General features: G+C 55.4%; 25 protein-coding genes. 11 read left to right on the top strand and 14 right to left on the bottom strand.

Going from position 1 to position 22,299, the window contains the following annotated elements; all coding sequences use genetic code 11:
• Positions 1–142: endonuclease/exonuclease/phosphatase family protein (locus QZ197_RS06255; protein WP_363157884.1), on the bottom strand; the 142-nt coding region annotated here is incomplete at its 3' end.
• Positions 142–1,158, bottom strand: coding sequence for an asparaginase (locus QZ197_RS06250; protein WP_296431016.1), 1,017 nt, complete (start codon positions 1,156–1,158; stop codon positions 142–144). The genes QZ197_RS06255 and QZ197_RS06250, both read right to left, overlap by 1 nt.
• Positions 1,159–1,356: 198 nt before the next feature.
• Between QZ197_RS06250 and QZ197_RS06245 the strand changes: the two genes are divergently transcribed.
• Entirely contained in the window at positions 1,357–1,887 is a 531-nt protein-coding gene (locus tag QZ197_RS06245; RefSeq protein WP_296431014.1) for an invasion associated locus B family protein, read from the top strand.
• A 133-nt stretch (positions 1,888–2,020) separates the two neighbouring features.
• Positions 2,021–3,196, top strand: a complete 1,176-nt coding sequence (rlmN, locus tag QZ197_RS06240) for a 23S rRNA (adenine(2503)-C(2))-methyltransferase RlmN (RefSeq protein WP_296431020.1) — start codon at positions 2,021–2,023, stop codon at positions 3,194–3,196.
• On the opposite strand, the gene QZ197_RS06235 is transcribed toward rlmN, so the two are convergent.
• From QZ197_RS06235 to QZ197_RS06205, 7 genes are all read right to left on the bottom strand, one after another.
• Positions 3,193–4,311, bottom strand: a complete 1,119-nt coding sequence (locus QZ197_RS06235; RefSeq protein ID WP_296431012.1) for a Gfo/Idh/MocA family oxidoreductase — start codon at positions 4,309–4,311, stop codon at positions 3,193–3,195. The genes rlmN and QZ197_RS06235 overlap by 4 nt on opposite strands.
• 11 nt (positions 4,312–4,322) lie before the next feature.
• Positions 4,323–5,069: a sugar phosphate isomerase/epimerase gene (locus QZ197_RS06230; RefSeq protein ID WP_296431010.1), complete on the bottom strand. Its 747-nt coding sequence runs from the start codon at positions 5,067–5,069 to the stop codon at positions 4,323–4,325.
• Positions 5,070–5,081: 12 nt separating this feature from the next.
• A complete protein-coding gene (locus QZ197_RS06225; RefSeq protein WP_296431009.1) occupies positions 5,082–7,457 on the bottom strand; it encodes a glycoside hydrolase family 2 protein in 2,376 nt (791 codons plus the stop codon).
• Positions 7,454–8,533 carry a sn-glycerol-3-phosphate ABC transporter ATP-binding protein UgpC gene (gene ugpC, locus QZ197_RS06220; protein ID WP_296431008.1) on the bottom strand — a complete coding sequence of 360 codons (1,080 nt, stop codon included), beginning with the start codon at positions 8,531–8,533 and terminating at the stop codon, positions 7,454–7,456. The genes QZ197_RS06225 and ugpC overlap by 4 nt, the downstream gene beginning before the upstream one ends.
• The gene (locus QZ197_RS06215) at positions 8,530–9,426 is read right to left on the bottom strand and encodes a carbohydrate ABC transporter permease (protein WP_296431007.1); all 897 of its coding nucleotides are present in this window, start codon (positions 9,424–9,426) and stop codon (positions 8,530–8,532) included. The genes ugpC and QZ197_RS06215 overlap by 4 nt, the downstream gene beginning before the upstream one ends.
• The gene (locus QZ197_RS06210) at positions 9,419–10,336 is read right to left on the bottom strand and encodes a sugar ABC transporter permease (RefSeq protein ID WP_296431006.1); all 918 of its coding nucleotides are present in this window, start codon (positions 10,334–10,336) and stop codon (positions 9,419–9,421) included. Before QZ197_RS06210 ends, QZ197_RS06215 begins: the two co-directional genes overlap by 8 nt.
• Before the next feature lie 106 nt (positions 10,337–10,442).
• On the bottom strand, positions 10,443–11,669 hold the full coding sequence (locus QZ197_RS06205; protein WP_296431005.1) for an ABC transporter substrate-binding protein: 1,227 nt from the start codon (positions 11,667–11,669) through the stop codon (positions 10,443–10,445).
• Positions 11,670–11,875: 206 nt separating this feature from the next.
• On the opposite strand from QZ197_RS06205, the gene QZ197_RS06200 reads away from it, so the two are divergent.
• The gene (locus QZ197_RS06200) at positions 11,876–12,919 is read left to right on the top strand and encodes a LacI family transcriptional regulator (protein WP_296431004.1); all 1,044 of its coding nucleotides are present in this window, start codon (positions 11,876–11,878) and stop codon (positions 12,917–12,919) included.
• Here the strand turns inward: QZ197_RS06200 and QZ197_RS06195 are convergent.
• The gene (locus QZ197_RS06195; protein ID WP_296431003.1) at positions 12,902–13,411 is read right to left on the bottom strand and encodes a gluconokinase; all 510 of its coding nucleotides are present in this window, start codon (positions 13,409–13,411) and stop codon (positions 12,902–12,904) included. The two genes, QZ197_RS06200 and QZ197_RS06195, sit on opposite strands and share 18 nt — an antisense overlap.
• Complete coding sequence (locus QZ197_RS06190) at positions 13,389–14,234, bottom strand: TIGR00730 family Rossman fold protein (RefSeq protein WP_296431002.1); 846 nt, start codon at positions 14,232–14,234, stop codon at positions 13,389–13,391. Before QZ197_RS06190 ends, QZ197_RS06195 begins: the two co-directional genes overlap by 23 nt.
• Positions 14,235–14,349: 115 nt before the next feature.
• Here QZ197_RS06190 and dapD point away from each other — a divergent pair, with 115 nt between their 5' ends.
• From dapD to rnr, 8 genes are all read left to right on the top strand, one after another.
• Positions 14,350–15,183, top strand: coding sequence for a 2,3,4,5-tetrahydropyridine-2,6-dicarboxylate N-succinyltransferase (dapD, locus tag QZ197_RS06185; protein ID WP_296431001.1), 834 nt, complete (start codon positions 14,350–14,352; stop codon positions 15,181–15,183).
• Positions 15,184–15,465, top strand: coding sequence for a hypothetical protein (locus QZ197_RS06180; RefSeq protein ID WP_296431000.1), 282 nt, complete (start codon positions 15,184–15,186; stop codon positions 15,463–15,465). It abuts the gene before it with no gap.
• Positions 15,462–15,791, top strand: a complete 330-nt coding sequence (locus QZ197_RS06175; protein ID WP_296430999.1) for a hypothetical protein — start codon at positions 15,462–15,464, stop codon at positions 15,789–15,791. Before QZ197_RS06180 ends, QZ197_RS06175 begins: the two co-directional genes overlap by 4 nt.
• Positions 15,792–15,804: 13 nt before the next feature.
• Positions 15,805–16,512 carry a DUF3445 domain-containing protein gene (locus QZ197_RS06170; protein WP_296430998.1) on the top strand — a complete coding sequence of 236 codons (708 nt, stop codon included), beginning with the start codon at positions 15,805–15,807 and terminating at the stop codon, positions 16,510–16,512.
• 37 nt (positions 16,513–16,549) lie between these two features.
• A complete protein-coding gene (locus QZ197_RS06165; protein WP_296430997.1) occupies positions 16,550–16,972 on the top strand; it encodes a GFA family protein in 423 nt (140 codons plus the stop codon).
• A 113-nt stretch (positions 16,973–17,085) separates the two neighbouring features.
• Complete coding sequence (locus tag QZ197_RS06160; protein ID WP_296430996.1) at positions 17,086–17,208, top strand: hypothetical protein; 123 nt, start codon at positions 17,086–17,088, stop codon at positions 17,206–17,208.
• 85 nt (positions 17,209–17,293) lie between these two features.
• Positions 17,294–18,445 carry a succinyl-diaminopimelate desuccinylase gene (gene dapE / locus QZ197_RS06155; RefSeq protein ID WP_296430995.1) on the top strand — a complete coding sequence of 384 codons (1,152 nt, stop codon included), beginning with the start codon at positions 17,294–17,296 and terminating at the stop codon, positions 18,443–18,445.
• 50 nt (positions 18,446–18,495) lie between these two features.
• Positions 18,496–20,751: a ribonuclease R gene (rnr, locus tag QZ197_RS06150; protein ID WP_296430994.1), complete on the top strand. Its 2,256-nt coding sequence runs from the start codon at positions 18,496–18,498 to the stop codon at positions 20,749–20,751.
• Here rnr and QZ197_RS06145 read toward each other — a convergent pair whose 3' ends face one another.
• The 3 genes from QZ197_RS06145 to QZ197_RS06135 are packed head-to-tail and all read right to left on the bottom strand — an operon-like array spanning position 20,752 to position 22,296.
• Positions 20,752–21,240, bottom strand: a complete 489-nt coding sequence (locus QZ197_RS06145; RefSeq protein ID WP_296430993.1) for a hypothetical protein — start codon at positions 21,238–21,240, stop codon at positions 20,752–20,754. It lies immediately after the preceding gene.
• Positions 21,241–21,250: 10 nt separating this feature from the next.
• Complete coding sequence (locus QZ197_RS06140) at positions 21,251–21,754, bottom strand: RNA pyrophosphohydrolase (protein WP_296430992.1); 504 nt, start codon at positions 21,752–21,754, stop codon at positions 21,251–21,253.
• Between the two features lie 47 nt (positions 21,755–21,801).
• Positions 21,802–22,296, bottom strand: a complete 495-nt coding sequence (locus tag QZ197_RS06135; protein ID WP_296431018.1) for a L,D-transpeptidase family protein — start codon at positions 22,294–22,296, stop codon at positions 21,802–21,804.
• Positions 22,297–22,299: the final 3 nt, after the last annotated feature.

The raw sequence follows: 22,299 nt of genomic DNA, 5'->3' as shown, positions 1-22,299 counted from the left end.
GTTCGAGCGGGATCAGATCGACAGGGCTTTTGCATTCTTGCAGGCACAGCACATCTGGTGCTTCGTCACGCATCAGGCGGGCCACAATATTTTCACGCAGACGGACAGAGTTGATGTTCCAAGTGGCAAGGGTAAACGACATTATGAGGACCTCAGGTTATAGGATGCGTCAAGCAAGGTGGACGTGGGGCGCATATAGCCGGTGACAAAGTCACGACGGTTCTTGATGGCAGGATTCATTCGCAAAACGGCCTCTGGGTGTTTGGGGTCCAACAGGCCAAGCCGCACCAAAAGGGCAGCTATCACGCAGTTCTGCGCTGGATTGACACCATCCATCATCTTCAGCGCAATGCCGATGCGCTTTTCAGGCACGATTGCGACAAACACACCGTCAGCGCCGGTTTTGATCGCGATCTTATTGCCTGTCGCACGCATCAATCCAGTGCAAGTGCGGCCTTCGCCCGCGACATATTCAGGGCAAGCTATCATGGCTTTGGTCAGGCGCGCCGCAGCCTTGCTGCGGGTGTCGTTACGGTCATGGGCTGTGGCATAATACGACATCGCGCGGCCCAACCCATGTAGGGTGCAGGCGTGATTAGGGGCAGAGCAACCGTCAATCCCGTACATCGGGCTGGTTTCGCCTGTCACATCCTCGAACGCAGCTTTGATGACCTTTTGCACGGGGTGGTCGATCAATTCATAATCCGCATCGCCGCCAAGATGTTGCGACAGGGTCAGAAAGCCCGCGTGCTTGCCCGAACATTCGTTATGGATTTGGCAGGGTTCCTGATGAGCGCGGATCAATGCATAGCGCGCATCCTGATCCATTGGCATCGCTGGACCGCACCGGAAATCGCTATCAGACAGTCCAAGATCTTTAAGCCAGTCACTGACTAAATCCGTATGGATCGCTGCCGCATTATGCGAAGAAGAGGCCAGCGCAAGATGCCGGTCGGTCAGTCGATCCGCCGCACCGCTTTCCACTAAAGGCAAGGCTTGGAGCATTTTGCATGACGATCGCGGATAAATCAGTAGGTCAGGATCACCCCAGCTTTCGATGATTTGGCCGGTATCATCACACACAACTGCGTGACCTTGATGGATGTTTTCTAAGAGGCCACCGCGCCAAACTTCAACCATATCTACCGGATTCGCCATTTTTTTGCCTTCTTACATTGTCAAAGTGGCATGCGATAACACGCCCACAGCCGTTTTGAGGGCTTTCCCCCCCGCGCGATTATTTGCTAAGGGTGGGATATCGAGTTGAACAATACCTCGCCAGTCCCAAAGATGCCACAAGATGCATCGCGGATCGGATGAGGTTTCCAGAGGCACGGACAGCTTGGAGGCTGTGAGATGATTTTGAATTTTCCACGTATGATTGGCGTTGCGGCGGCAATGTTTTTGGCGACCACCGCTATGGCGCAAGAAGCCAGCAGCAACCGCGTTTCTGCCAGCACAGACTGGAGCGTTTTTGTTGAAAGCGACCCAAGTGAATGCTGGGCCGTCTCTGCGCCCAAAGAAACGCTGAACACGCGGGACGGCAACACTGTTGACGTGCGCCGTGGTGATATCCGGCTTATCGTGTTTTACCGTCCCGGCGAAAACGTGAATGGGCAGGTGATGTTTACAGGCGGCTATCCTTTTGCTCCGGATTCGACCGTTAGTGTCCAAATCGGCGATGCGAGCTTTCAGATGTTCACCCAAGGTGAAACCGCATGGCCTGCTAGCCCAGAAGAAGATGCAAATTTTGTGGCCGCTATGAAGCGCGGTGCGAATGCCGTTCTGACGGCGCGCTCTGGTCGTGGCACGCAGACCCAAGACACATTTAGCCTGCTGGGCTTCACCGCAGCCGTTGATGAGGCCGCCAGCCGCTGCGCGGGTTGATCAAATTCTAACGAATTTAATCATGCCTCCGGCGGGGATATTTATGCTCTGAAGAAGTAATGGAGGCGGCTTTCTTGTGAAGGCCGCCTCTTTCTCTTATATGCAGGGCTAATCCTGAATTGAGAGTATGCAAATGGACGTCAAAGCCCCCATCACGCAAGACGTGCTGACCATCCCGCGCAAAGCGCCCGAGGGTCCACAAAACCTGATTGGCTTGTCGCGCGACCAGATGCGTGATGCGTTGATTGCTGTTGGTACACCTGAAAAGCAGGCGAAAATGCGGGTCGGCCAGATTTGGCAGTGGCTGTATCACTGGGGCACGCGTGATTTTGCGTTGATGACCAATTTGGCCAAAGACTATCGCACGATGCTGGCTGAGAATTTCGTGATAGCCTTGCCAGAGGTTGTCACCCGTCAAGTATCCGACGATGGCACCCGCAAGTATCTGGTGCGTATTGCGGGCGGTCACGAGGTCGAGGTGGTTTATATCCCCGAGACCGATCGCGGCACGCTTTGTATTTCCAGCCAAGTTGGCTGCACGCTGACCTGTTCTTTCTGCCACACGGGCACGCAAAAGCTGGTGCGCAATCTAACCACCGCCGAGATTGTTGGTCAGATTATGATCGCCCGCGATGATCTGGGCGAATGGCCAGAACAAGGCGCGCCAAAGAACGAGACGCGTTTGCTGTCCAATATCGTTCTGATGGGCATGGGCGAGCCGCTTTATAACTTTGAAAACGTGCGCGACGCTATGAAAATCGCTATGGACCCCGAAGGCCTTACCCTGTCACGCCGCCGGATTACCCTGTCGACATCTGGCGTCGTCCCAGAGATTGCGCGCACAGCCCAAGAAATTGGCTGCATGTTGGCGATCTCTTTCCACGGAACCACAGACGAAATCCGTGACCGCCTTGTGCCGATCAACAAGCGGTGGCCATTGGCCGATTTGCTCGCCGTTTTGCGCGACTATCCCAAGGTTTCAAATTCAGAGCGGATCACCTTTGAGTATGTGATGCTTGACGGCGTGAATGACACGGACGAAGACGCGCATCGTCTGATTAAGCTGATCGAAGGCATCCCAGCCAAGATCAACCTGATCCCGTTCAACGAATGGCCTGGTGCGCCATACAAGCGGTCGTCGAATAACCGTATCCGCAAATTTGCCGACATCATTTACAAAGCAGGCTATGCGTCACCAATCCGCACCCCGCGCGGCGAGGATATTATGGCCGCCTGTGGCCAGCTAAAGTCCGCGACAGAGCGTTCTCGCAAATCCAAAGCACAGATCGCTGCAGAAGCAGGGCTCTAGGCTAGTAGCGCCCGCGCTTCATCTGGTGACAGTGCGGCGGGGCGTTCGCAGGTTGTGCTAAGGTCGATAAACCGTCGTTCCTCGCCTGCCCGCAGGATGCTCGTCATCACATCAACCGCATGAACGGCTAGATCGATGCTGCACCTGTGCGCGCGCCCTTCGGCGATTGCGGTTGCCATATCGGCAAGGCCTGCGCAGCGGTAGTTAGCAAGGTCATCCTGATTGGCCACGCCAAAGGGGTGATCCCATGCAGGCAGCGCTGTGATGTCCGCGCCTTCGATGCTTTTCTCGACCACGCCACCAAAGAAATTCGGGTCGGGGAGAAATAGCGATCCGGTTTCGCCGTACAGTTCCATATTCGCGTGGCCGTGCTTCCAGACATCCCAGCTGGTCCCAAGGGTCACGGTTGCGCCGTTCGCGAAATCAAGCAGCGCGTGGATGTTCGTGAGTGTGTTGACGGGGACGGTTTCGCCTTTGCGGGGGCCGATGCCGATTGTGCGTTCGGCAAAGGTTGCTGTTGCCAAGGCCGCTACGGATCTCACAGGCCCTAGGAGCTGGATCAGGTTCGTCACGTAATAGGGGCCGATGTCCAGCACAGGTCCAGCGCCAGGTTGAAAGAAGAAATCGGGGTTCGGGTGCCATGCTTCCATGCCGTGGCCCATGACGTGACAGGTCCCACCAATGATCCGACCCACGTCGCCCGCATCAATCGCAGCGCGCGCTTGTTGATGTGCGCCGCCGAGAAACGTATCAGGAGCAGAGCCGATCAAAAGTCCCTTAGATGCTGCCAATTCGCGCAGTTCTTCGCCCTCTTGCAGGGTCAACACCAGCGGCTTTTCAGAATAAGCGTGTTTACCTGCTTCTAAAATCCGTTTTGTCACTTCGAAATGCACCGCCGGGATGGTCAGGTTCACGATCACATCAACGTCAGGCGCTTTCAACAGATCATCGACCGTATCGGCGCGCACGCCGTATTCCGCTGCGCGTGCGTGCGCCGCGTCCATGTTGATGTCAGCCACCGCAACAGGATTGAGTGCTTTAAAAAGTGGGGCCAGCCCCAGATAGGAAGTCGCAATATAACCGCATCCGATGATGCCAACGCCAAGCTGTGTCATGGTATTTTCCTTTAGAAATTCTGAACCGACGCAAGGCTGCGTGCGGCAAAACGTTGCTCGTCTGAAGGGTGGTCATGTTCGACCACATAGTGATCGACGCCTGCTGCTTGCAGCGCGCTGTGGATCGATCCCCAGTCCATAATTCCATGACCGACATCGGCCCAACCATCTTCGTCCGCGCATGTGCCTTCGGGGGCAATGTCCTTGATGTGCGCAGTTGTAATTCGGCCTGCGTATTTCTCAATCCATTCGCGGGGATCAAAACCTGCCCTACGGACCCATCCCAGATCAAGCTCTAGCATGATGTCATCACCGCCTGCGATAATCAGATCAAGTGGTGTGTCGCCTTGCGGGGTCGGGGCGCATTCAAAATCATGGTTATGCCAGCCAAAAATCAGGCCTGCGTCCTGCAGCGGTTTACCTGCCGCAGCCAACCGTTTGCCAAATGCAGTCCATTCGGCAGAACTGGTGGGGCGTTCTTCAGCAGTAAGATACGGCGCAAAAATCTTTTCCAGCCCCAAACGGTGCGCAATGGCAATCGTGCCTACAGGATCGTTTTCGATGTCATCAAGCGCCACATGCCCACTGCGCATCAGCAGGCCGCTCGCCTCCAGACCCGCCTTGAGCGTGTCGACATCATCCAGCAATGCGCCATAGCCTTCAACCTCGGTATAGCCGGTTGCGGCCAGCATTTGCAGGGTTTCCACCAAGGGCAGATGGTTGCGGGAACAATAAAGCTGATAGGAAATCCGGGGCATTTGGCGGCCTTTCTATGCGTAAGTAGCGCTGTGCAGATCGCGCAGCGTGAATGTTGGGGTGTCGTCGGGATTGGTCGGTGAAAATGTAATAGAGACCTGTTGGTCTGGCAAAAGCGTGATTGCGTTCTGGTCAAAGCGACCAAAAACATCAGCCTCGACCGCCACAAAAAGCGCAAGTGAGGTAGCGCTTAGCGTGATCTGATTGCCGTTGATGTCGGCGGCTAGGCCGCTGGGCTGTAGATCGTAGTTTTTGTAGGGAAGCGGCGCGAAAGTGTCCGATCCGCTGTTCCCGTTCGTGGCAGACCACGTAAAATGCAGCATTTCGTCAACGGCCAGTTTAGATTGCTCAATGTTCAGGACATTTATGGCGGCGGCTCCGACTGATGCAGTCGCAGTACCAAGATCACGTAATCTCCCGCGCATATCCACCGCAAAAGCCTTAGCGGTGACATCGCAGACCTCTGGATCGTCATTGATCGCACGCAATTCAATTTGGCCATCTTTCGGTACTGCAGTCACCAAAACAGGCGCGTAGAAATCCCGCGCCATGTGGTGCAGCAACTTCCAATCGCCGCCATGGTTCAGCGACGCCCACGAACAAACGGGCCATGTATCATTGAGCTGCCAAATCAGGGTGCCCATGCAATGCGGTTTCAGGCTGCGCCAATGGGTGACAGCAGTCTTGATCGCGATGCCTTGCTGGACCTGCGATAGGTAAACAAAGTCGTCGAAATGCTTGGGCCAGCGAAAATAACGAAACATCGTCTCGGCGATGCGGGCGTTGCCGCCTGCGTTTTTTTGATGCGCCTCTAGAACCGGTGCCGCGATGTTGTGATCGGGGCTGTCTGCGAACTGCCGGATCGACGTCATTGAGGGGTAGCTTTGAAATCCGAACTCGGAACAAAAGCGCGGGGCCACATCGCGGTAGTGATCAAAGTCGCGGCCTTCATGCCAGACCGACCAGAAATGCATATCGCCAGACCCGTCGTCGTGCCACGCGTCGTTGAAATTCAACGGACCCGGTGACGGTGAGGATGGCCACCAGATTGCATCGGGGTCAGCCGCTTTGAGCGCCCTTTCGACCGTATGGTTCAGGCGGTCATAGTTCACCAGATAGCGGTCACGGTCAGCGCGGGTTTCTTTGAACCACGTCAGTGCGCCGATCAATTCATTGTCCCCGCACCACAGCGCCAAACAAGCGTGATGCTGCAAGCGCTGGACGTTTTCAGTGACTTCAATGCGAACGTTTTCAAGATATTCCGCATCAGAAGGGTAAGTATTGCAGGCGAACATAAAGTCCTGCCACACCATCAAACCCATCTCGTCGCACAGGTCATAGAACCAATCCGCCTCATAGCGGCCACCGCCCCAGATACGGATCATGTTCATGTTGGCATCGACGGCGGACTGCAAAAGTTCATGGGTTTTTGCGGGGGTGATTTGCCCGGCAAGTGCATCAGCAGGGATCCAGTTGGCCCCCTTGGCAAAGACATCGCGACCATTGACGCGGAATTTGAAACCAAGGCCCGCTTCGTCTTTTTCGGTGATCAGTTCCATTCTGCGCACACCGATGCGGCGCGTGGCCATTACCGATGCAAAAGACACTTCAAGGTCGTAGAGCGGTTGATCGCCTTGGCCTGCGGGCCACCAGATTTGCGGGCTTTGGATCGTAGCGGTGAGCATGCAGCGACCTTGCACAACTTGCGCAGTGACGGTTTGCCCGTCAATTGACGCCGTGACAGGGCCTTCGTAGTTGCTAATTGCCAGGTTGATCGTCAGGTCGACTTTGTCATCTGTGTGGTTTTGATCAACCGTCAGATAATCCAAGCGTGGCGCTGTTCTGGGCTCTATCGCGAGCGTCCCATAAATCCCGAAAGGCGCCAGCGCGATGTTCCAGTCCCAGCCGTAATCACACTGTGGTTTGCGCAACAGGTTGACGTTCGGGATCGGGTTATTGCCCTCTTGATATGGCAGATAGAACGGCTGCGCGTCCTGCAGCTTGGCCGCATGCGCGATGGAGTTCTTAAACGTCACACTGATGTGGTTTTCGCCAACAAGCGCCACATCCGCAAGGTTCACCCGAAAATCGCGAAAAGCGTTGTCGCAGAGCAGAATGATCTGCCCATTCACGGCAACTTCGACGATTGTATCGACACCGGACAGGACCAAATCGACATCTGCCTTGGTCAGATGAAACGTGCGGGTTGCGGTCCAATCACGTTCCGCGATCCAGCGCAGATCATACTCGTTCCGGCCCCAATATGGATCGGGGATCAGGCCTGCGTCATGCAAGGCGCTAATGCCATCTGTTGGCAGGTTCATGACGCAAGCGTAGTCACCACTGTTATCGGACAAGGACCATTCGCCCGCCAAGTTCAATGACGTCACAGACGGTCCTCGGTCTTTTTGTCAAACAAAGAGGCGCGGGACGGGTCGACGCCGATTTCGATGGCTTGACCGGCCTTAACGATAGCTTGCCCATCCATGCGAATGCGGAAACTGTGCTGACCCAGCTTGGCATAGACCAAGGTGTCGGACCCCATCGGTTCGACCAGATCGACTTCGACGGTGAATTGCAGCGGCGCGTTCTTGACCAACTCTCCTGTGACCACATGCTCTGGCCGGATGCCGATCATTGCAGGGCGGTCGGCTGTCTGTGGCTCGGCGAATTCATAGCCCACCATCGGCATCACCATATCGTCGACTTTGAAGCTGCCGCCTTCCAAATGCCCCTCAAGGAAATTCATCGACGGGCTGCCGATAAAGTCGGCCACATAAAGGTTGCGCGGCTTGTTATAAATCTCGTCCGGGCTGCCCAATTGCATGATCGCCCCACCTTTCATCACCGCAATCCGGTCGGCCAACGTCATCGCCTCTACCTGATCATGGGTCACATAGATCATCGTGTTCTTCAACTGGTTGTGCAGGCGTTTTAGCTCTACCCGCAGATCAACACGCAGCTTGGCATCTAGGTTGGACAGCGGCTCGTCGAACAAAAACACATCAACGTCCCGCACCAAGGCACGACCGATCGCGACGCGCTGGCGCTGACCACCGGACAAAGCACCCGGTTTGCGGTCCAAAAGCGGGCCGATTTGCAGGATGTCAGCGGCGCGCGCAACGCGCTTTTCGATCTCGTCCTTGGGCAGTTTTGCATTCTTCAGACCAAATGAAAGGTTCCCCTTTACCGTCATCTGCGGGTAAAGCGCGTAGGATTGGAACACCATGCCAATGCCCCGCTCTGACGGTTCTTCCCAAGTGACGTTCTTGCCTTTGATGTGGATTTGGCCATCGGTCACTTCGAGCAAGCCCGCGATACAGTTCAGCAAAGTGGATTTGCCGCACCCTGATGAGCCGAGAAGCACCAGAAATTCACCCTCGTTGATGTTCAAATCCAGATTCTTCAAGACTTTAACGGCCCCGAAAGCCAGATCGAGTTGTTTGATTTCTACTGAATAGCTCATCCTTTGACGGCCCCTGCTGCGATGCCCCGGACAAAAAGTTTGCCTGACGCGAAATAGATAACGAGTGGCACTAGGCCGGTGAGAAGTGTTGCCGCCATGTTGACGTTGTATTCCTTGATCCCTTGGACCGAGTTCACGATGTTATTTAGCTGCACAGTCATCGGATATGTCGCCGGTTTGGTGTAGATCACGCCGAACAGGAAATCATTCCAGATGCCCGTGACCTGCAAGATGATCGCGACCACAAAGATCGGCAGTGCCATCGGCAGCATGATCTGGAAATAAATCCGCCAGAACCCAGCACCGTCGACACGGGCGGCTTTGAATAATTCCTCTGGGATTGATGCAAAATAGTTGCGGAACAGCAGTGTCAAAATTGGCATGCCAAAGATCGTATGCACTAGCACAAGCCCGCCCAAATCACCCATGAGGCCGACCTCGCGCAGCAAAATCACGATTGGGTAAATCATTGTCTGATAAGGAATAAATGCGCCAAGGATCAGGATGGTAAAGAACACCTCTGAGCCTTTGAATTTCCAATGCGACAGCGCATAGCCGTTCACTGATGCAATCGAAATCGACAAGATCACCGACGGGATTAGGATTTGGACGGAATTCCAGAAACCGCGCGATAGCCCGTCGCAGTTCACGCCTGTACAGGCCTCTGACCACGCCTTTACCCAAGGCTCAAATGTGATTTCCAGCGGTGGGCCAAAGACGTTGCCCATGCGGATTTCCGGCATACCTTTCAGCGAGGTGACAACCATCACGTAAAGCGGCAGCAGATAGTACATGCTGACCATGATCAGCGTGCCGTAAAGGAATATGTTGGCGCGGCTGAACCGCTTTTTTGGTTTTGGGCCACTTGGCCCGGCTAATGCGATATCAGGCATTTTTCTTGCCTCCAAATTCGAGGTAGGCCCAAGGGATCAGAATGATGATCACAGATACAAGCATCATGGTGGACGCTGCAAAACCTTGGCCAAGATTCTGGGCGCGGAACATGTATTCGATGACGTATTTGGCGGGCACTTCGGAACTGATCCCCGGCCCGCCATTCGTTTGGGCCACAACCAGATCGTAAAGCTTGATGATGCCCGAAGCGATCAGAACAAGCGCTGTCACAAACACGGGCCGCATCATCGGAATAATAATGCGAATGTAGGTTTTCACTGTGCCTATCCCGTCTACGCGGGCGGCTTTCCAGATGTCTTCGTCGATGCCGCGCAAACCTGCCAGCATGATGCACATGATCAGACCGGACCCTTGCCAAATGCCTGCGATCAGCAGTCCGAACATCACGGTGTCTGGGTCATTTAATGGGTCAAAGCGAAAGCTTTCCCAACCCCAGCCTTGGACCAATGATTCCATGCCGAAATCAGGGTTCAAAATCCACTGCCACGCGATGCCAGTGACAACAAAGGACAGCGCGAATGGATATAGGAAAATCGTACGGAATGCGCTTTCGAACCTGATTTTTCGGTCCAGTAACGCCGCAAGGAAAAAGCCGATTGTCAGGGTGAGAACCAGTGAGCAAGCCCCATAAAGCGCCAAGTTAGAGATCGAGATCAGCCAACGTGGCGTGTCCCAAAGGCGTTCGTATTGGTCCAATCCGACCCAATTCAATTTGGGTAGCAACCGCGACCCTGTGAACGAGTAGACAACCGTCCAGAGTGTTCCGCCCATAAACACTACAACTGCCGTTAAGATCATCGGGATCGAGGCAAGTTTGGCCATTGGATTGCGGAACAACCGCATTGGACGTTTGGGGCTTTTCAGCGTCCCGTCTTCAACCACGGACATGGTGGTTTCCCCCTGCTAGCTAAGTGGGTTTGATCTTGCGCCAAAACAGTTGCACCGTTTCCAAACGGCCCACCCGACGCATCGGGCAGGCCGCTCGGGAGGTGGGTTAGTCGGCAGAAGCGATCAGATCAGCGTAGCGCGCTTGGGCGTCTGCTGCTGGCATATCGCCCGACCAGAACTCGGCCATCAGATCTTCGATTTGTGTCTGCGTATCTGCGGACAAAGACTGATCACCTGATGGCAAAATGCCGCCGTCGGCCAGAATACCAAGGCCCTTTTGCATGCAGCCGTTCGCTGCGGCCATGTCGATATCACCGCGCACCGGCAGTGAACCTTTGGCAAGGTTAAAGGAGACCTGGACCTCTGGTGAAATCAGCAACGCGGCCAGTTCTTTCTGGGCGGCTGTGATTTCTGGATCATCATTAACGGGGAAGTAGAACGCGTCACCGCCCGTATCAAGGATCGCATTCAGACCCAAACCTGGCAGGCAGGAATAGTCTTGACCTTCGATCTGACCAGCAACAGAGAATTCACCCTGCGCCCAGTCACCCATGAGCTGTGCGCCAGCCATACCGGTAATGACCATATTGGTCGCTTGGTTCCAGTCTTGGACATTGCTGTCGCGGGCTAGCTCGCGGGCGTTTGCCACCGCTTCGAATACGGCTGTGTATTCTGGACCGCGTGCTGTGTCGGCGTTTTTATTGACGGTCACATCACGCCATGCATCCAAACCAGCGACTGCGATTGTGATCGCACCAAAGGCAAGGTTTTGCTGCCAGCCTTGTTGACCCATGGCGAGAGGAACCACACCTGCCGCGTCAAGTGCAGCGGCGGATGCCACAAATTCGTTCCAGTCAGCTGGCACATCAAGGCCCGCTTTTTCATACGCATCATGGCTAAGCCACAACCACTGCGCAGAGTGGATGTTCACTGGCACGCAGTAGATTTTTCCGTCCAATGTGCAGCTATCCAACAGTGATGACGGGTTCACGATATCGGTCCAGCCACCTGCTTCGGCCACGTCTGTCAGATCAAGCATCATACCTGCTTCGATCAGTTCCTCGGCCTGACGGCCATGGTTCAACTGTGTTGCCGCCATCGGATCACCGCCCAAGATGCGGCTGATAATGATAGGGCGTGCTGTGCCGCCGGATCCGGCGATTGCGCCGTCGACCCAAGTGTTGCCTGTCGCGTTCCACGCATCGGCAAATTTGCCAACGGCTGCGGCTTCACCGCCTGACGTCCACCAATGTGTCACCTCTAGTTCAACGGCTGAAACGGCTGACGCGCTCATGATCGCCGTCGCGGCGAGTAATTTTGTTGTTAGCTTCACGATTCTCTCCTCCCTGGTTCTAAATCGTTATAGTAGAGCCTATATCGATTTAGATTGACCTCGCAAGGAAAATTAAGCCACACTCCGTGACATCCAAACTGCATTGGCGTAAGGCCTTGTTGTCAGGTTGTTTTTAGCAAAGTCAGCGCGTGCTATGGCATGGAATGGACGGGTAAAAACAACATCGAACCAGGAGAGACGGCATCATGGAGCGCGAAAAGTCGCAGCCCGAACCGGCGATGACAAACCTGACTTCGGACGGGAAACCCACGCTCAAAACCATTGCGAAACTCAGTGGTTTGGCAGTGCCAACCGTATCACGCGCCCTCAATGATGCGCCCGATATTGGCGCCGATACCAAGAAACTAATTCGCAAGATCGCCAATGACATTGGTTATGTCCCGAACCGCGCGGGGGTCCGTTTGCGCACCGGCCGCACGAACGTAATTAGCCTTGTGATGTCCACCGAACATGATCTGATGAGCCATACCGCCCGACTGATTGCGTCCGTGGCAAGCGGCCTGCGTGACACGCCCTTTCACTTGATCGTAACACCGTTTTTCCCTGACCAAGACCCGATGGACCCAGTTCGCTATATCGTTGAAACCGGATCAGCGGACGCGATTATCATGAACCAAATCCAGCCAAATGACCCTCGCGTTACCTATCTAATGGAGCGTAAGTTCCCATTTGCAACGCACGGCCGCACGAATTGGTCCGACACGCATCCGTATTACGACTACGATAACAAAGCATTTGGCGAGCTTGCCGTCGAAGGATTGGTTGCGCGTGGTCGCAAGGACATCTTTGTAATCGCACCACCCGCTGTGCACAGCTATGGACAACACCTGATGGCGGGGGTGCGTGAACGGGGGCAGGCTAAGGGCGTCAATGTCACGATCGCTGATGGCATCACCAGCGACACGCCCAGCGCCGAAGTCGTTGCACATGTGCGGCAGGTATTGAATGATCGCCCGCAAATCGATGCCGTTATCACCGCTTCGACCTCTTCTGCGATGGCTGCGGTTGCCGCGCTAGAGCAGTATGGCGCGCATGTTGGTCAGGAAATCGACGTTTTCTCCAAGGAAGCGATGCCGTTTTTGAAACTATTCCGCGCTGACATCCTGACCATATCAGAGCTAGTCAATGATGCCGGAGAATTCCTTGCAAGGGCCGCGATCCAAGCCATTCGCAAACCCGACGAGACCCCGATGCAAAAACTCGAAGTGCCGTCACAAGATACGGTCTAGCGCCTCAATAATCTCTTCCACAGGCTGATCTACCGATACCGCTGCCGCCGCGTTTTGCGGCGGTTCAAGCGTCGCATATTGGCTGTCGAGCAGTGCCGCGGGCATAAAATGGTCTCGCCGCATGTTCAGCCTTTTGGCGACAACGTCCTGCGGTGCGTCAAGGTAGACGACCTGCAAGTCGGGAATCGCAGCACGCAAATGATCGCGGTAAGTTTTGCGCAAAGCCGAACAGGCAAAAACCGTTGCCGCGTCCTGCCGCGCGTCATTCACCTCCTTTGCCAATCGGTCCAGCCAAGGCCACCGCATCGCGTCCGTGAGTGGCTGCCCTGCCGCCATATGATCCACGTTGCTTTGCGGGTGATAATCGTCATCATCCAGTAACGCGCCACCATAGTGCCGGGCCAGCGCATTTGCGATCGTGGACTTCCCTGATCCCGAAACGCCCATAACCATAATCGCGCGCTGCATCTTAACGCCCGGGAATCGAGCCACGCTTTTCCCCGTTGCCTTCCCAGTTTTCCAAGGCGGCGATAGCCTCTTCTGCGGTGTCGACAAAGCGGAATAGTTTCAGGTCGTCTGCTGAAATCGTGCCCGCATCCGCCAGCGCATCCCAGTTGATGATCTTTTCCCAAAACGCGCGCCCGAACAGCAAGAACGGCACTTGTTCCATGCGACCCGTCTGGATCAGGGTTAGCGCCTCGAACATTTCATCCAAGGTGCCAAAGCCACCCGGAAACACGCAAACCGCCGACGCACGCATCAAGAAATGCATTTTGCGGATCGCAAAGTAGTGAAAGTTAAAGCACAGTTCTGGCGTCACATATTCATTCGGCGCTTGTTCATGCGGCAGCACGATATTCAGACCAATCGACCGTCCGCCAGCTTCTAGCGCGCCGCGATTGCCTGCTTCCATCACACCGGGGCCGCCACCTGTGGCAATCACATTATCGGTACCACCCGCTTCCAACGATTTCGCGGTAATCATTTTTGAAAAGCGCCGCGCTTCGTCATAGTATTTTGACAAGTCCGCAAGGGTTTGCGTGCGGGCGGTGTCTTTCTTGGCAGGCTCAGGAATACGCGCACCACCGAATAACACGATGGTTGAATTCACACCTGCTTCGTCCATCAACATTTCGGGCTTGAGTAACTCTAGCTGCAGCCGCACCGGCCGCAGTTCTTCGCGGCACATGAATTCGTCATCAGCGAAAGCCAATGCATAGGATGGCGCACGGGTTTGCGGCGTATCAGGAACGCCTTTGACCTCTTCGATGTCTTGGTGGCTGTCGCGGAACGGGTGGTGGCGGTTGTCTTTCATGACAGTAGTTTCCTTCCAGATTGGCGGTCAGGTTTGCCCGCCCGCGTCAAAGATGCAATTGCCAATTGGCCCTTAGTTTCTTATGGCAGGAACCAGACAGCCAAAGGATCTTGCCATGACTACGAACAATGCCGCCCTAGAGACCGCAATCGAAGCCGCGTGGGATACCCGCGATCAGATCACCACATCAACGACCGGCGAGGTCCGCGAAGCGATCGAAGACACATTGAACGCCCTTGATAGCGGCGCGTTGCGTGTGGCACAGAAAATGGACGACGGCAGATGGCATGTGAACCAGTGGGCTAAAAAGGCGGTGCTTTTGTCATTCCGTTTGAATGATATGGAACCGATTTCCGGCGGCAATGGCGGATCGACTTGGTGGGACAAAGTCCCATCAAAGTTTGACGGCTGGGACGAAGCACAGTGGCGCGATGCGGGCTTCCGTGCGGTGCCAGGGTCAATCGTGCGCCGCTCAGCGTTTATTGGCAAAGGCGTTGTTTTGATGCCGTCTTTCGTGAACCTTGGCGCTTATGTCGACGAAGGGTCCATGGTTGATGGTTGGGCCACCGTTGGGTCTTGCGCACAGATCGGCAAGAACGTGCACCTCTCTGGCGGTGTCGGTATCGGCGGCGTACTAGAGCCAATGCAGGCAGGCCCCACAATCATCGAAGACAACTGCTTTATCGGGGCGCGTTCGGAAGTTGTTGAAGGCTGCATCGTGCGTGAAGGGTCTGTCCTTGGCATGGGTGTGTTCATCGGCCAGTCCACCAAGATCGTGGACCGCGAAACCGGCGAAGTCATGTATGGCGAAGTACCTCCTTATTCGGTCGTCGTCGCAGGTTCGATGCCATCCAAGAACAATGTCAGCCTGTACTGTGCGGTCATCGTAAAGCGCGTGGACGAACGCACCCGCTCTAAGACCGGCATCAACGAATTGTTGCGTGACTAAATGTTCCTAAGCCGCATACTGTCGCGCAAACGCATTGCAGCGGGGGTTCGCCCCTCGTTCAAAGCGGCTTGGGCGCCAGTGGCATTTGATATTGTCATAATCGCGCTGGTGTTGGCCGCCATTTGGGGGCCGGCGCTGACCTTTATCTATGTGATGGAATTCTCGCTATTCTTGACAGTCGTGGTCCTGATGGTGCTGATTTACGCGCCATTGCAGATCGTGATTATCGTTTCGACCATCGCGGCGGTGCGATCACGCTGGGAAGAGAAAGAAATCAAATGACCAAGAAAGAAAGCCGTCAGCAGGTCTATACCCTTTTGGTTGAGGTCGGACGCAATGCGGGCGATGGGCTTCCGGCCGAAGCAACTGGTGCGGCGCTCATGTGCTATGCCAGCGGCATTGATGAAGCCGAAGCCGTGCGCGAAACGGTGGCGATCCTCAAGCAAGCTGACCTCGCGCCTTTGGATGTATCCGGCTATGGCACGCTAGATGAACGGATTGCCGAAGGGCACGACATCCCCGAAGAAGAAATAGAATTGATGGATCGCGCATTGGCCGAAAACAGCGTGATTGTCGCCCAGATGACGCCGTTCTTCGACAAGGTCTAAGGGGCTGCCCCCGATGCCAGAGATCCTGCAAGACCATCTACCAGAGCTGCAATTAGGCGAACCGCGTTTACCCGGGACAATGCCTTGTGGCGCCGATGATTGGTTACGGATTGACGAGGCTTATGCCGAACAAATGCGGTACCGCGCAGCGCTGATATCCGATCAGCAAGATAAGGTTTTATATGAACCTGCTGCGTCCCGTGATGCGTGCACAGAAATCCTGACCGAGACGCTAAAGGTTCTGCCCGAACTTGGGTTCACCGTCGCTGAAACGCACGTCACATGCCCCGACACGCGTGTTGTTGCGATTGACTGGACTGCGCCGCTGAAAACGCTCGGACATCTTGTACAAGAGGACATCTGCGTGCTGGAAAAGCGCGGAACAGAGCACGTGTTAACTGGTGCCGTTTTGTGCTTTCCCGCAAATTGGCGGTTGGCAGATAAGGTAGGCCGCCCACTGGTCGGTATTCATGCCCCCGTTGCGGAATATGATGATAATATTGCCCGCCGCGTGCAAAGGCTGTTTGACGGGGTGCAGGTAGCGCGACCGCTGTGGCGGTTCAACAAACTGCGCTACGAGGATGCCGATCTGCATCAGCCATACCGACGCAAAGAGGGTGATGCCCCTCCATTTATCCGGTCTGAACGGCAGTGCATTTTGCGCCTGCAACAATCAGATGCTGTGGTATTCACCATCCACACATTTGTCGTGCGCAGCTAGGGTTGCACAAACCAGTGCTCTCTTTCATGCTCGGTTCATGACACGATACACAGGAAAATGCCTTTGCGGAGAAGTCACTTATGTGGCCGAAGGGCCACCGGTGGTTGTCGCGCAATGCCACTGTGATGCCTGCAAAAGACTAAGCGGAACAGGCCACACAGTGGGTGCGATGTTTGCATCAAATGCAGTGACATTGCGAGGAAGCATGCGTGAATTCAGCTATGTCTCTGACAAGGGCACGCAGGTGACCAAGGTTTCCTGTGCAACTTGCGCCAGTCCCATTTACGGCAAGAATACAGGCACGCCTGATCATTTGACCCTGACGCTTGGGTCGATGGATGATGCAAGTGATTTGGAAATTGGCGTTGTCATTTACACACGTGACAGACCGCATTGGGACCAGCTTCAAGAAGGCGTTGCTCGCTTTGCTACGCAACCAGATTGGAAGCCTGCGGGTTAAAGCCCCCTATTGCTAGAATGGACCATCTCGCGAAAAAGCACTAGTATTGGCGATGAGCAAATTATGTGGCCCCGCTCATGCACGATCAGAGCTTCTTTACAGAAAGACGGCAGATGAAAAAGATCGACGTCGATGCAGACATGAAACGTTCAAAATTCCTGATAAAGGCAATGGTGATACAAGTTATACTGATCTTGGTCATTATGTTTGTGTTTTGGGCCTATTCAACCGCCTGATTGCGCCAGAGCGTCTAACCAACTCAAATCCAAAATTGCATCCCTGCGCCCTTCCCGCTAGCCATAGCGAAAAGGAATCTTACCCATGTCCCCGATTGATCCTGTTGCCCTGACCGCTGATCTGGTCCGTTGCCCATCTGTCACGCCGATTGAAGGTGGCGCGCTGGTTTTGCTCGAAGACGTGCTGACCAAAGGCGGATTTACGTGTACACGCGTGGATCGCGGCGGGATTTCGAACCTTTATGCCCGTTGGGGCAGGCAAGGTGCCAACCGTACGTTCGGTTTCAATGGCCACACCGACGTGGTGCCCTTGGGCGACGAGGCCGCATGGACAATGCCGCCCTTTGGTGCCGAAATTAAGGATGGGTATCTCTATGGGCGCGGGTCCACTGATATGAAATCCGGTGTGGCCGCATTTACCGCCGCCGCAATTGATTTCGTCAACGAGACCCCCCCTGACGGTGCTGTCGTGCTAGCGATTACCGGCGATGAAGAGGCTGACGCGCTGGATGGCACGACAGCCCTGTTGGATTGGATGAACGCCAATAACGAGGCGATGACAGTTTGTCTTGTCGGCGAACCCACCTGCCCTGATGTCATGGGCGAAGCGATGAAAATCGGCAGGCGCGGATCGATGGCCGCGTTCTTTACCGTGACGGGCGTCCAAGGCCATGCGGCGTATCAACACCGCGCCAAGAACCCGATGCCTGCGATGGCGCGACTGATGGATATACTGTCGTCACGCGTGCTGGACGCAGGCACGGATCACTTTGATCCCTCCTCGCTGCAAGTGCTGACAATCGACACCGGTAATCCGGCGACGAACGTCATTCCTGCCCAGACCAAATCCTGCATTAACATCCGTTTCAACGACACGCACAATAGCGCGGACCTTACCGCATGGATGCAAGACGAAGCCGACAAAGTTGCTGCCGCATTTGACGTGAAAATCACGATGCAGGTCAAAGTGTCTGGCGAAAGCTTTATCACGCCACCTGGTCCGCTTTCTGATCTGATTAGCAAGGCGGTCGAGGCCGAAACAGGCCGCAAGCCTGAACTGTCCACATCCGGCGGCACGTCTGATGCGCGGTTCGTAAAGCATCACTGTCCGGTGGTGGAGTTCGGGTTGGTTGGCAAGACGATGCATCAGGTCGATGAACGGGTTCTGGTCGCACAGATTGGCGAACTCAAGACGATCTATAAGCGCATTTTGTCCGATTATTTCGCTTCAACTTAAGGCATGCCAATTCGGATGACGCCCCGCGCATGGCGTGCTAGGGCTGGCCTATGACACGTATACCTTCAAAATCCGAAATCCTTGCATGGATTGCCGAACACCCAACCAAAGCCGCCAAGCGCGATATCGCCAAGGCCTTTGGGATCAAAGGTGCGGCCCGCATCGACCTGAAACGCTTGCTCAAGGAACTTGAGGAAGACGGCAAATTGACCAAACGCCGCAGTTCATACTGCGACGCAGAGGACTTGCCGCCCGTTTCTGTGCTTGAAATCGTTGGACCCGATGCAGACGGCGATTTGTTTGCGCGTCCGCTGGAATGGGGCGGCAAAGGCGCCGAACCACGCATCTTGATGGTGCAGCGCGACAGCGATACGGCACTTGGCGCAGGCGACCGCATCTTGGGCCGTGTGACGGCTGATCAAACCGAAGATTACAGCCACACAGGCCGCATGATCCGCCGGATTGACGTCAGTCCGCAACGTGTGCTGGGTGTGTTTCGTGCCGATAGTGAAGGTGGGCGCATCATGCCTGTCGAAAAAGGCGCTGATAAACAATGGATTGTGGCTGCGGGTGCCACAGGTGGCGCCAAAGACGGTGAATTAGTCGAGGCCGAACAATCTGGCCCCAAAGGCCGCATGGGTCTGCCCAAAGCCCGTATCGTAGCCCGACTTGGCGATCCATCAGGACCGCGCGCGGTTTCCCTGATCGCAATCCACCAACATGGTATTCCAGATCACTTTCCAGACGAAGTGGTCGCCGAAGCTGAAGCAGCAAAACCCGCAGAACTGGGCAAACGCCGCGATATGCGAAAATTGCCCCTTGTTACCATCGACCCGTGGGATGCGCGCGACCATGACGATGCGTGCTATGTCGAAGCCGACCCCGACCCCAAGAACGCTGGCGGTTATATCATTTGGGTCGCGATTGCTGATGTGGCGCACTACGTCACGCGGAACTCTGAATTGGACCGCGAAGCACGCAAGCGCGGCAACTCGACCTACTTTCCTGACCGTGTTGTGCCGATGCTGCCGGATCGTCTTTCGGGTGATCTGTGTTCGCTACATGAAGGTGTGGAACGTGCCTGCCTTGCCGTCGCCGTGCGCATTGATGCCAGCGGCGAAAAAATCGACCACGCGTTTCATCGCGGATTGATGAAATCGGTCGCGTCTTTGAACTACGAAGAAGTCCAAGACGCCGTTGACGGACGACCCAACGACAAAACCGCACCTTTGCTGGACGGTATCATTGCCCCACTTTACGCAGCCTATGCCGCATTGGTGAAGGCACGTGCACGCCGCCAACCGCTGGAGCTGGACTTGCCAGAGCGGCAGATCATCCTGGACGACGCAGGCAAAGTCACTTCGGTACAATTCAAAGAACGACTTGATGCGCACCGCTTGATCGAAGAATTCATGGTGCTGGCCAATGTCGCGGCCGCAGAGACGCTGATCGCCAAGAAATCGCCACTGCTGTTTCGCGTGCACGAAGAGCCCAGCCCCGAAAAGCTGGACGCACTGCGCGAGGTAGCGATTGCATCCGGTTTGGTCTTGGCCAAAGGTCAGGTGCTGAAAACGGCACACCTGAACACCTTGCTGAAGGGTGCTGCTGGCACTGAAAACCACGAACTGATCAACATCGCCACACTGCGTTCAATGACGCAGGCTTATTATAATCCTGAAAACTTTGGTCACTTTGGCTTGGCTTTGCGGGCTTATGCGCATTTCACTTCGCCCATTCGCCGCTATTCGGATTTGATCGTACACCGCGCGTTGGTGTCGTCGCATGGCTGGGGCAAAGACGGGCTTAGCCCTTGGGACATCGAACATCTGCCCGAGACCGCCCAGCTGATCAGCGACATAGAGCGCCGTTCCATGACCGCCGAACGTGACACGACGGACCGCTATCTCGCGGCGTTCCTATCCGACCGTATCGGTGCGGAAATGGGTGGCCGGATTAGCGGGATCGCGAAGTTCGGTGTCTTTGTAAAGCTGGATGAAACCGGCGCCGACGCAATGATCCCGATCCGCACATTGGGGCGCGAGTTTTTCCATTACGATGCCGAAAGCCAAACGCTGATGGGGTCCGAAACGGGCTTGATCATTGGTTTGGGGCTACGGGTAACTGTGAAACTGGCAGAGGCGGCACCTATCACGGGCGGCTTGATTGCCGAACTGATTGCAATTGACGACCGAATGGTGCCGCGCGGCCCGTCACGTGGGCGCGGTAAGCCGCCACGCCGCAAGGTCGGTTCTGCTAAAAAGAAATCGGCCAAGACCGCCCGCAAGGTCAAGCGTCAGCGCAAATAATTACTCGAACGGCAACGGTGTGCAGGTGCCGCCCTGCATGCAAGACGTCAGCATATTCAGGACATCCGGCGTGGGTTCTTCAAAGATCATCCCGCCGCATGCGCCGGCTTGCATCGTGACGGGTGGATCGCTGGCGAGGACAAAATAGATCGCCTCTGCCCCACTGCGCGCGGACCCACACCACGGCCCCGCGCATGTGACCTGCAGCATCGCGCGGCTGACATAGGGCGTGGCGAATCCCGCCTTTGACAGCCCCTTGCCCACAAAGCGTGCGGGGATTGGATCAGGCGGGGCGATTTCTTCAAAACTTCTGCTGCCTTGTGGCAGCGCGTTTTCGTCAAACGTCAGTGTTCCGTAAAGTACAAAGTAGCTTTCTGGCTTGGCAGCAAGTTGTTGAAACGTTGTGACAGGATCAGGGCGCATGCAGCTAAGCGCTTGGGCCTGACCGCAGATGACAGCAAGCATGGTGGCAAGGATAAAGGCTTTCATGTTCCTAATCCTACAGCTTTGGTTCAAACTCAGCTAAGACTTGTTCATAAACCGCGCGCTTGAAGGGCACGATGCTGCCGACCAATTCGCTTGGGTCCATCCATTTCCAACTAGAAAACTCGGGGTGTTCAGTTTCGAGATCAATCTGACTATCGACACCGTGAAAGCGCATCAGGTACCATTTCTGCTCTTGCCCGCGAAAACGACCCTTCCAGATATTCGGGACCAGTTGATGGGGGATATCGTAGCGGATCAACCCTGCGGTTTCGCTTTCGATGGTGACATGCTTGGCTGGGATACTGGTCTCTTCTTCCAATTCGCGTAACGCCGCATCGCGGGTCGTCTCACCCTTGTCGACGCCCCCTTGGGGCATCTGCCAAGCATCAGTGTCGCGGTCTTTGCGCTGTGCCACGAAAATATGTCCCCGCGGATTGATCAGCATAACGCCGACACAAGGGCGATAGGGCAGTTGTGCGATTTCTTCTGGGGTCATAAACGGGCCTTGGTGTTTCATCTGGATACCTCTTGGTGTGACCTCATTTAAGGCACAAGGTCCAGCGGTTATGCGATAACAAGCCGCGTTTCGTGGCGAATGCGGGCCGCGATCCAGCGTAGATGATCCCTCCTGAACGCCACGCAACCGGCAGTCGGGCGGCCCGGACCGCGCCATTCATGCAAAAATATCGCTGACCCGCGCCCTTTGACAGCATAGGGCCAGTTCCAGTCGGTCAGGATTATCAGGTCATACATCGGATCAGCGCGGCGCAAGCGTTCATGGCTAAAGGTGTGCGGTGCGCGGACCATCATGTTGTAGTCTTCGTCTTTGATATCATCAGACCACAAATCATGCGGGCCAATCGGCAGCGCCCAATCGGCAGGTTTAGCCATGCGGTCAGCGCGGTAGAGCATCCCAACAATGCAGTGCGTGCCGCGCGGGGTGGCGCCATCGCCCTCGCGCTTGCGCTTGGTCAAACCGCCACGCCCGATGGTGCAAGGGAAACGGCGGTTCATAAAGCGGACGTGAGTTGGGGTAAGGACGAGATCGGTTTGTTTCATGGG

This window comes from Yoonia sp., assembly GCF_017854415.1.
GTDB lineage: Bacteria > Pseudomonadota > Alphaproteobacteria > Rhodobacterales > Rhodobacteraceae > Yoonia.
Note: the sequence above shows the minus strand (reverse complement) of the source record. Positions and strands in the feature narration are given on the sequence as shown.

What these genes read in the sequence shown, in the direction of transcription:
- QZ197_RS06200 (WP_296431004.1), top strand. Translation starts at nt 11,876, where the DNA reads ATGGAGCGCGAAAAGTCGCAGCCCGAACCGGCGATGACAAACCTGACT.
- QZ197_RS06215 (WP_296431007.1), bottom strand. Translation starts at nt 9,426, where the DNA reads ATGCCTGATATCGCATTAGCCGGGCCAAGTGGCCCAAAACCAAAAAAG.
- QZ197_RS06165 (WP_296430997.1), top strand. Translation starts at nt 16,550, where the DNA reads ATGACACGATACACAGGAAAATGCCTTTGCGGAGAAGTCACTTATGTG.
- QZ197_RS06140 (WP_296430992.1), bottom strand. Translation starts at nt 21,754, where the DNA reads ATGAAACACCAAGGCCCGTTTATGACCCCAGAAGAAATCGCACAACTG.
- QZ197_RS06145 (WP_296430993.1), bottom strand. Translation starts at nt 21,240, where the DNA reads ATGAAAGCCTTTATCCTTGCCACCATGCTTGCTGTCATCTGCGGTCAG.
- ugpC (WP_296431008.1), bottom strand. Translation starts at nt 8,533, where the DNA reads ATGAGCTATTCAGTAGAAATCAAACAACTCGATCTGGCTTTCGGGGCC.
- QZ197_RS06190 (WP_296431002.1), bottom strand. Translation starts at nt 14,234, where the DNA reads ATGAAAGACAACCGCCACCACCCGTTCCGCGACAGCCACCAAGACATC.
- QZ197_RS06210 (WP_296431006.1), bottom strand. Translation starts at nt 10,336, where the DNA reads ATGTCCGTGGTTGAAGACGGGACGCTGAAAAGCCCCAAACGTCCAATG.
- QZ197_RS06135 (WP_296431018.1), bottom strand. Translation starts at nt 22,296, where the DNA reads ATGAAACAAACCGATCTCGTCCTTACCCCAACTCACGTCCGCTTTATG.
- QZ197_RS06245 (WP_296431014.1), top strand. Translation starts at nt 1,357, where the DNA reads ATGATTTTGAATTTTCCACGTATGATTGGCGTTGCGGCGGCAATGTTT.
- QZ197_RS06230 (WP_296431010.1), bottom strand. Translation starts at nt 5,069, where the DNA reads ATGCCCCGGATTTCCTATCAGCTTTATTGTTCCCGCAACCATCTGCCC.
- rlmN (WP_296431020.1), top strand. Translation starts at nt 2,021, where the DNA reads ATGGACGTCAAAGCCCCCATCACGCAAGACGTGCTGACCATCCCGCGC.
- dapE (WP_296430995.1), top strand. Translation starts at nt 17,294, where the DNA reads ATGTCCCCGATTGATCCTGTTGCCCTGACCGCTGATCTGGTCCGTTGC.
- rnr (WP_296430994.1), top strand. Translation starts at nt 18,496, where the DNA reads ATGACACGTATACCTTCAAAATCCGAAATCCTTGCATGGATTGCCGAA.
- QZ197_RS06175 (WP_296430999.1), top strand. Translation starts at nt 15,462, where the DNA reads ATGACCAAGAAAGAAAGCCGTCAGCAGGTCTATACCCTTTTGGTTGAG.
- QZ197_RS06160 (WP_296430996.1), top strand. Translation starts at nt 17,086, where the DNA reads ATGAAAAAGATCGACGTCGATGCAGACATGAAACGTTCAAAATTCCTG.
- QZ197_RS06235 (WP_296431012.1), bottom strand. Translation starts at nt 4,311, where the DNA reads ATGACACAGCTTGGCGTTGGCATCATCGGATGCGGTTATATTGCGACT.
- QZ197_RS06180 (WP_296431000.1), top strand. Translation starts at nt 15,184, where the DNA reads ATGTTCCTAAGCCGCATACTGTCGCGCAAACGCATTGCAGCGGGGGTT.
- QZ197_RS06250 (WP_296431016.1), bottom strand. Translation starts at nt 1,158, where the DNA reads ATGGCGAATCCGGTAGATATGGTTGAAGTTTGGCGCGGTGGCCTCTTA.
- QZ197_RS06170 (WP_296430998.1), top strand. Translation starts at nt 15,805, where the DNA reads ATGCCAGAGATCCTGCAAGACCATCTACCAGAGCTGCAATTAGGCGAA.
- dapD (WP_296431001.1), top strand. Translation starts at nt 14,350, where the DNA reads ATGACTACGAACAATGCCGCCCTAGAGACCGCAATCGAAGCCGCGTGG.